This window comes from Candidatus Borrarchaeum sp. (assembly GCF_019058535.1).
GTDB lineage: Archaea > Asgardarchaeota > Sifarchaeia > Borrarchaeales > Borrarchaeaceae > Borrarchaeum > Borrarchaeum weybense.
In genome coordinates this window covers 20,756-27,984 of record NZ_JAHPYX010000190.1, presented here as the reverse complement: position 1 = coordinate 27,984, position 7,229 = coordinate 20,756, and the positions used below count along the sequence as shown (strand labels likewise).

General features: G+C 38.1%; 7 protein-coding genes. 6 read left to right on the top strand and 1 reads right to left on the bottom strand.

Going from position 1 to position 7,229, the window contains the following annotated elements:
* The 4 genes from QVB70_RS11570 to QVB70_RS11555 form a co-directional block, all read left to right on the top strand.
* On the top strand, window positions 1–753 hold a 753-nt coding region (locus QVB70_RS11570), incomplete at its 5' end, for a hypothetical protein (RefSeq protein ID WP_287586327.1).
* Window positions 754–2,223: an NADH-quinone oxidoreductase subunit M gene (locus QVB70_RS11565; RefSeq protein ID WP_287586326.1), complete on the top strand. Its 1,470-nt coding sequence runs from the start codon at window positions 754–756 to the stop codon at window positions 2,221–2,223.
* A 20-nt stretch (window positions 2,224–2,243) separates the two neighbouring features.
* Window positions 2,244–3,698 carry an NADH-quinone oxidoreductase subunit N gene (locus QVB70_RS11560; protein WP_287586324.1) on the top strand — a complete coding sequence of 485 codons (1,455 nt, stop codon included), beginning with the start codon at window positions 2,244–2,246 and terminating at the stop codon, window positions 3,696–3,698.
* A 162-nt stretch (window positions 3,699–3,860) separates the two neighbouring features.
* Window positions 3,861–4,190 (top strand): hypothetical protein, encoded by a 330-nt coding sequence (locus tag QVB70_RS11555; RefSeq protein WP_287586323.1) that lies wholly within the window; start codon window positions 3,861–3,863, stop codon window positions 4,188–4,190.
* A gap of 45 nt (window positions 4,191–4,235) precedes the next feature.
* Here QVB70_RS11555 and QVB70_RS11550 read toward each other — a convergent pair whose 3' ends face one another.
* Window positions 4,236–4,865 (bottom strand): Lrp/AsnC family transcriptional regulator, encoded by a 630-nt coding sequence (locus tag QVB70_RS11550; protein WP_287586322.1) that lies wholly within the window; start codon window positions 4,863–4,865, stop codon window positions 4,236–4,238.
* A 157-nt stretch (window positions 4,866–5,022) separates the two neighbouring features.
* On the opposite strand from QVB70_RS11550, the gene QVB70_RS11545 reads away from it, so the two are divergent.
* Both QVB70_RS11545 and QVB70_RS11540 read left to right on the top strand, forming a co-directional pair.
* Window positions 5,023–5,493 carry a hypothetical protein gene (locus tag QVB70_RS11545; RefSeq protein WP_287586321.1) on the top strand — a complete coding sequence of 157 codons (471 nt, stop codon included), beginning with the start codon at window positions 5,023–5,025 and terminating at the stop codon, window positions 5,491–5,493.
* Between the two features lie 144 nt (window positions 5,494–5,637).
* Window positions 5,638–7,221, top strand: coding sequence for an FAD-binding oxidoreductase (locus tag QVB70_RS11540; RefSeq protein WP_287586320.1), 1,584 nt, complete (start codon window positions 5,638–5,640; stop codon window positions 7,219–7,221).
* Window positions 7,222–7,229 lie beyond the last annotated feature (8 nt).

The window sequence follows — 7,229 nt, the reverse complement described above, 5'->3', positions numbered from 1 at the left end:
CAGGAAGGGCAGCAGATCCATGAAGCACCAGCCGTCATGTGGGTGCCGCTGGCAATCTTGGCGGGTTTAACACTGATCGTCAGTGTCGCTGGGCTGTTTAACTTCGAAGGCTGGTTGCATGTCTGGTTCTCACCCATTTTAGAACCCGAACATATGGTAACGCCGGTGGTACTCCCGATTCGCATCGTAGAAATCGATGTAGTGGTGTCCTCCATCTCACTGATAATGATCTTTCTGGGACTGATCCCCAGTTACTACATCTACATTAAACAGAAGTATTCTGCCATAACTATAGCCAGAAATCCAATTATTGCAAGTCTCCATAAGTTCCTAACAAATCGATGGTATATCAACGCCTTCTATTACAAAGTATTCGTTTACGGAACAATAAGGATGTTCAAGGCATTACTAGATAAGTTCGAACTTGGAATCATTGATAAATCTCATTATGTTTTTGCGGAAAAGGCAATAGACGGTGCACGTTTCAGTTCTACAGGACTCGAAACACGAGGCTTCAACTCCTTGAGTTACTTTATTGCAAAGCTCGGAATAGCACTCTCAAAAGCTAACGAATTTATTGATCAACGAATAGTTGATGGATTCGTCAACGGAGTTGCTGGAACTGGCAAAAAACTTTCTAAAGCTTTTGGACAGCTCCAGACAGGAATAATTGAACAGTATGTAACACTTCTGACCACAGGAGTTGTTGTGATTGTTATTATTGTATTATTTGTCCTAGGAGGGTTTCCATAGATGCTAGGAATAGGAATAATTTCATGGATGCTCATTATCGCACTTATTGGTGCAATTCTTACTTATGGCTTTGGAAAGAAAGATGAATTAGTTGGGAAGAGTATTGGAATTGGATTTACGATCGTATTGTTTGTTCTCGCGCTCTATTTATGGATATCTGCCAACCCTATTGGAGATGGCTTTCTCTTCTCAGAGAATATCACATGGATACCGTCCGTAGGCATAAATTACAGTGTGGGTGTCGATGGCATTAGTTTGCCATTAGTACTTGCAACAACCCTCCTAACTATGCTTGCCGCACTAGGCTCATGGAGTATGATCTCTTCAAGGATAGCACAATACTACGGACTTCTCCTCATACTTGAAATGGGACTTCTCGGTGTTTTCGTTTCTCTCAATTTAATCGTGTTTTTCTTATTCTGGGAGCTAGTTCTTGTACCTATGTTTCTCCTAATCGGGATATGGGGCGGACCTAACCGCAAATATGCCGCCATGAAGTTTATAATTTTTACTAATGCTGGAAGCTCTTTAATGTTCATTGGATTCATTTTGCTCTTCCTGGCAGCAACGCCGCACACTTTTGATTTTTTAATTCTCATGGACACCAAAATCGCAAAACCACTTCAACTGATAATAATGATTACCACGTTCTTTGGCTTCGCTGTGAAACTTCCTGTCGTACCCCTACACACATGGCTGTTAGATGCTCATGTAGAAGCACCTGCACCAATCAGTGTTTTGTTAGCAGGTGTATTGCTGAAAATGGGGGGATATGGCTTTATTCGAATTAATTTATCACTGTTCCCAGAGATTTCATTTGAATATGCTTACTTCTTCATAGGTTTGGCTCTATTGACGATTTTTTACGGCGCAGGTGTTGCATTAGTTCAACGTGATTTAAAGATGATGATTGCACTTACGTCCATAAATCATATGGGGTTTGTGCTATTAGGTGCATTTACTGGTAATCTTCTGGGATTATCTGGCGCTGTGTTCCAAATGTTTAATCATGCATGTGCTGTAGGTCTTCTCTTTCTCCTTTCCGGGGTAATACAACATAATGCTGGGACCAGAGAGATCGATAAACTCAGCGACATGCTGCATACAATGCCAAGAACAACTGCTTTGTTTGTATTTGGTGCTCTTGCTGCTCTGGGCTTTCCATTTCTCAGCAGCTTTGTAAGTGAATTTATGATTTTCATGGGGGCTATTAACGCATTCTCTTTCACTGCAATAGTAGTGTTGGCGCCTGGAATCGTTACAGCCTATTTTGTCTGGACTATAGACAGAATTGTACTGAGACCAAAAAATCAAGTGCAAATAGCAAATCACGAACCTCACGAAGGGAAATTGATCGAACTCATTTCTGTAGCCCTATTTGTAATCCCGATAGTCATACTAGGATTATTTCCGTCCCTTATGCTTCAAACGATTGTTCCATCTTGCCAAAAACTTCTAGAAAACATTTAGAGAATATATGAGGAATTCAAATGCAACTTGAATTGCTTTCGTTCGGATTAGAACCATTTCTTCCGATATATACACTAGCGATCTTCTCCATTATGACCCCTGCAATGAACCGCCTTGGAATTAGGGTACTAAAACGAGAAGTTTCTGCAGGCTGGAGTATATTTAATCTCTTATTTGCTTTAGCTATAACGATATTCGAGATGCCCAAGTACATTGACACACCTACTCTCATTGGAGATGTCTTAAAGATCGATCTATTTTCTCTTTTCTTTATCTTTGTCTTCTTAATGGTAGCTATTTTCATATCGATCGCATCTATCAGATATATGGCTGACGATCCAAATCAAGAAATATACTACACTTTGTTGCCTTTGTCTACACTCGGTATGATTCTTGTAGCTTTTTCAGTAGATCTTGTGGTGCTTTATCTTGCATGGGAATTAATGTCAATACCCACCTACGTGCTCGTATGCATTCGAAAAAATGATCCCCTCGCTAATGAGGCTGCAGTGAAGTATTTTATATTTGGAGCTATATCTTCTGCCATCCTTTTGTTTGGAATCTCATTAATCTACGGCATTACAGGCACGACTCGAATTAGTCTAATTGCAGATTATCTTTCCACTATGGACTCTTCGATAAACCCATTTGCCTTACTTTCACTGATTTCGTTTGTTGCAGGGTTTGGCATAAAAATAGCTGCTGTTCCCTTCCACATGTGGGCTCCAGATACATATGAAGGAGCGCCTACCCCTGTTAGCGGATTTTTAGCAGGTGGTAGCAAAAAAGCAGGTTTCGCAGCCATAATTAGGGTTATCATCATCGGAATGACAGTTTTAAGAGTAGACTGGGGGTTTGCGTTCGCAATATTGGCATTAGTCACTATGACCTATGGAAACATTTCTGCTCTCATGCAAAAAACATTTACTCGATTGCTCGCATATTCCAGCATCGCTCATGCAGGATATATACTCATTGGTCTTGCAGCTTCAACTTATCTAGGGATTGCAGGAGTGCTATATCATATTTTGAATCATACAATAATGACTAGTGCGGCTTTCGTTGCAGCGACAGCCGTCCTTTTGAAAATGAAGTCAGCAGATTTAGAATCATATAACGGCTTGTCAAAGCATATGCCGATCACTGCATTCACTTTAACTATCATCTTAGTAGCATTAACTGGAATACCGCCAACAAACGGATTTTTCAGCAAATTAATTCTGTTTACTGCAGCTATAGACGCAGGTTTACTTTGGTTGGGTATTGCTGGTGTCTTAAATACAGCATTTTCCCTCGCATACTATGCGTGGATCATTAAACGAATGTATATTGATGAACCAAAAGATTTTAACGTGATAAAAGAGCCTATATCTTGTACTTTTGTTTTGGTAATAGCGTCTATTTTGATAATAGTTACAGGGATTTTCTCAGCGCCCATCCTTGAGTTTATTATAACTAGTATTCAGACGTTATGAAAATTTTGTGAAAAATTTTGTGAAAAACGCATTTTTTTTGCTAAAAAACAAAATGCACAAAACGTATTCTTAAATATGACAATGTCATTTATTTGCTAAAACTATCATCATCTATTGTGATAGTTTAAAAAATCATAGGGAAGGTGAAAAAATATAACAACATTGCTAGAAGAAATCGATAAGAAAAGAAGAAGAGAGCAAAGAGTGCATGATTTGAAAACAAGAATAGATGAAATTTCACAAAAAATGATAAATCGTGCTAAAAGTCTAAACAGGAATGTGATTACAACAAGGACGGATTCTGAAATCCTTCAACTCTGGAATCAACTCTGCCAGTATCACATGGAAGCCATCGCTATTTGTAAGAGCTTGGACGATGAACGTCCACTTGTTTGTTCCGCGGTTCTAAAACCACTTGGATGTGTTGAAATCATGCATTTATCAGATGAAGAAACTTGTTGCACTCGATATTTAGAGCGAGTCGGTGCATGAGTACAAAAAGCTCCTGAATTTAAGAGGACTGCCTTAAGCCATAGATCAATCTTTTCTATTTCTTGTCGGGTTTTTTAAGACTTTCTCCTTAATTGGAAAGATCGTCTTACAATACCATTTTGTTGCAGGGCATCCTAGACACGCATCCTTATAATCAGCGCATTCATCACAGTTCCTACCACAAGGAGCAACTACAACATTAGAATTACCGTCAAATACTTCTTTAATTGCGATTGGCTCTGGTGCAACTTGTTGACAGTTGACGCAGAGTTCAACACTTTTAATTCTTGGGTCGCTTCTTAATTCATCAATAAATGAAGAAAAGATCATTGGGTCTTCGAAAACCCCTTTAAATAACAGATTAAATTTTCCAGATAACCGATACATTTCTATTACGCGAGGACAATTCTTATAGTCATTTATAACTTTAATAATATCGTCGATATTCACAACCACACCTATAAGGTTAAAGTGATAAATTAAATCTTTCTCAAATCTTGTGTTAAATGACAAATACTTTTTCAGACGTTTAAACCGCCGAAATACGGTGCTAGAGTTTATATTCTTATATTCATTGTTGTTATGAGCAATTTTTTCTGCAATTTTTCGAAAAGAAATCCTAGAATCTTTTGTGAGATAGAATAAGATTTTGATATCTAAATCATCAAATTTCAATTTGCTCCCTACAACGCAGTGCAATTTTCTTGCAAAGAGTTATAATCTTTGCACTATTTTAACCTTTTCAAAGCGACAATTAAGCACAAAAGAATAAGAAGCACATTGCTTAAGTCATATTCCAGTGTCATTACTAAAAAGTAAAGGTGAGTAAAAATTGGCGGAAAAATGGGCTAAGCGATTTGTATGGTTCGCATTAATTCATGCCGTAATCGCAGCAATCATAACAGTGTTTTTTATATTTCCTCCAGGTGGCGAAGGGTTAGATTTATCGCGGATGGTCGCAGGTGGCAGTGCTGGCACATGGGTGTTTGTAGGCTATTCGATGTATCTACTCGCTGGATTCATTGGATTGAGCGCTTGGGCTTTTGTCTATTATGTTAGCGGAGAGCCTAACGATTGGCTTTCTTTGGCACATTTGATTTTACACAATTTAGGTGTCATTGCACCCTTGCTGATTTTCACAGCAGGAATTCAAGGTGGAACTCTTATATTACAAGGAAACCCTGCTGCGGTTCATCCAACAATAGTGTGGTCGTCAGTGCCAAGCGGCATTCTCATTGGGTTGCTCGCACTAGGCACTATCATCGGAGTGATTAATATTCTGATCACTTTATTAAGAAAGTGAAAAAAGGCTTAGTATGATGGCAGAGAACTCTCATGCCGTTTACAATGCCTTATATCATTCCCCACCTTATTTTTTAAGACCATGAATTTTTTAATATAGTTTTCTTGGTTTAACCCCATCTGTAGAGATTAAAGGTGTTGCCATTTGATTCCAAAAAAACAACTAGAAGTTGATTTAGCACAAATTTTTGGAGAAGACAGAGTTTCAGTTGATCCATACGAACTGGCCCACTATATTCGCGATATAGCCGAATTACCTGGAATGACACATTTATTATTTAAAATGAAACCTTCAGCAGTAGTATTACCGAATTCTGCTGAAGAAATTAGTTTGCTAATTAAATATTGCGCAGATCATAAAATTCCAATTATTCCGCGTGGAGCTGCAACCTCAGGATATGGTGGTGCAATTCCAGTAACAGAAGGAATAATTATCGATACAAGAGGATTGAATAGAATTCTTGAGTTTGATGAAAAAAATTTAACGATTCTAGTTGAATCAGGGGTAATTTGGGAGGATCTGCTTGAATATTTAGAGAAAAGAAAATTTACACTCCGTAGTTACCCCACTTCAGCCAGATCTTCTACCCTTGGGGGATGGGTTGCAGAGGGAGGTTCAGGTATCGGTAGTTTAAAATATGGCGATGTTAAAGCTCAGGTAAAGTCATTGGAAATAGTATTGCCTAGTGGAGAGGTAATAAATACTGCTAATGGAATTCATTCACTAGATATCTTAGATGATGTAACGCAGTACTTCATTGAGAGCGAAGGCATTCTAGGGATAATTACGAAGATTGAATTACGTATCAAAGCGAAAACATCTCTAAAAAAATTTGTTACTGCTTTTGAATCATTAGAAGCGTTATTTTCTTGTTTGGTAGAGCTAGTTGATTTGACAACCCCTTATCACCTTCATTTCATGGATAAAGAGTATGTGAACTTCAAAACATCCGTGAAAGAAGAAAACATACCTAGCGACCATTATATCAGCATGATAGTCTATGAAGAGGATTCCGATCTCGGCCATAATGTTATGAGCTTCAAAGAAATAGTAGCGCGAAATAAGGGCAAAATATTAGATAAAGAAATAGCTGAGACTGAATGGAGAGAACGCTTTTATCCTATGCGTTTGAAACGAGTGGGACCAAGTCTCGTGCCTAGTGAGGTGTATGTACCGTTATCAAATCTTAAAGATTTTATTCTAAGACTGAGGAAAATATCAAAAAACGAGCGATTGGGAATTGAAGGGATTGTTAGTAGCAATAGTCAAGCAGTTGTAATGACCTTTTTTTTGGATGACGAAAGAAAACAGATTTCCTTCCTTATGGGATTCTACAGATCTTTTGAAGTTGTAACAACTGCTACTGAATTTGGAGGCACAATATACGGAATAGGAATTTGGCTTGCCAAATTTGCGGAACAACTTTTCGGCAAGAAACAGTTTGCAGAAATAAAAACCCTAAAGAGAAATCTTGATCCAGATAACATAATGAATCCAAAAAAGATAATTAACGTATCAACTCGCTTTGGAATGCCTCTCTCGCCCTTACTTTCGATGTCAGTACCATTCCTACGCATAGGACGGAAATTCTTTCCACCAACCAGACATCCAATCTTCGGCATTCTTTTCCTTCTTGTTATAATTTTCGTCATTACATTTGGAATTTTCTGGGTTCTTTCTATTTTCTGTGATATTGAACTAATTGATTTAACAGCAATTCTATTCTGAGGTGAAGA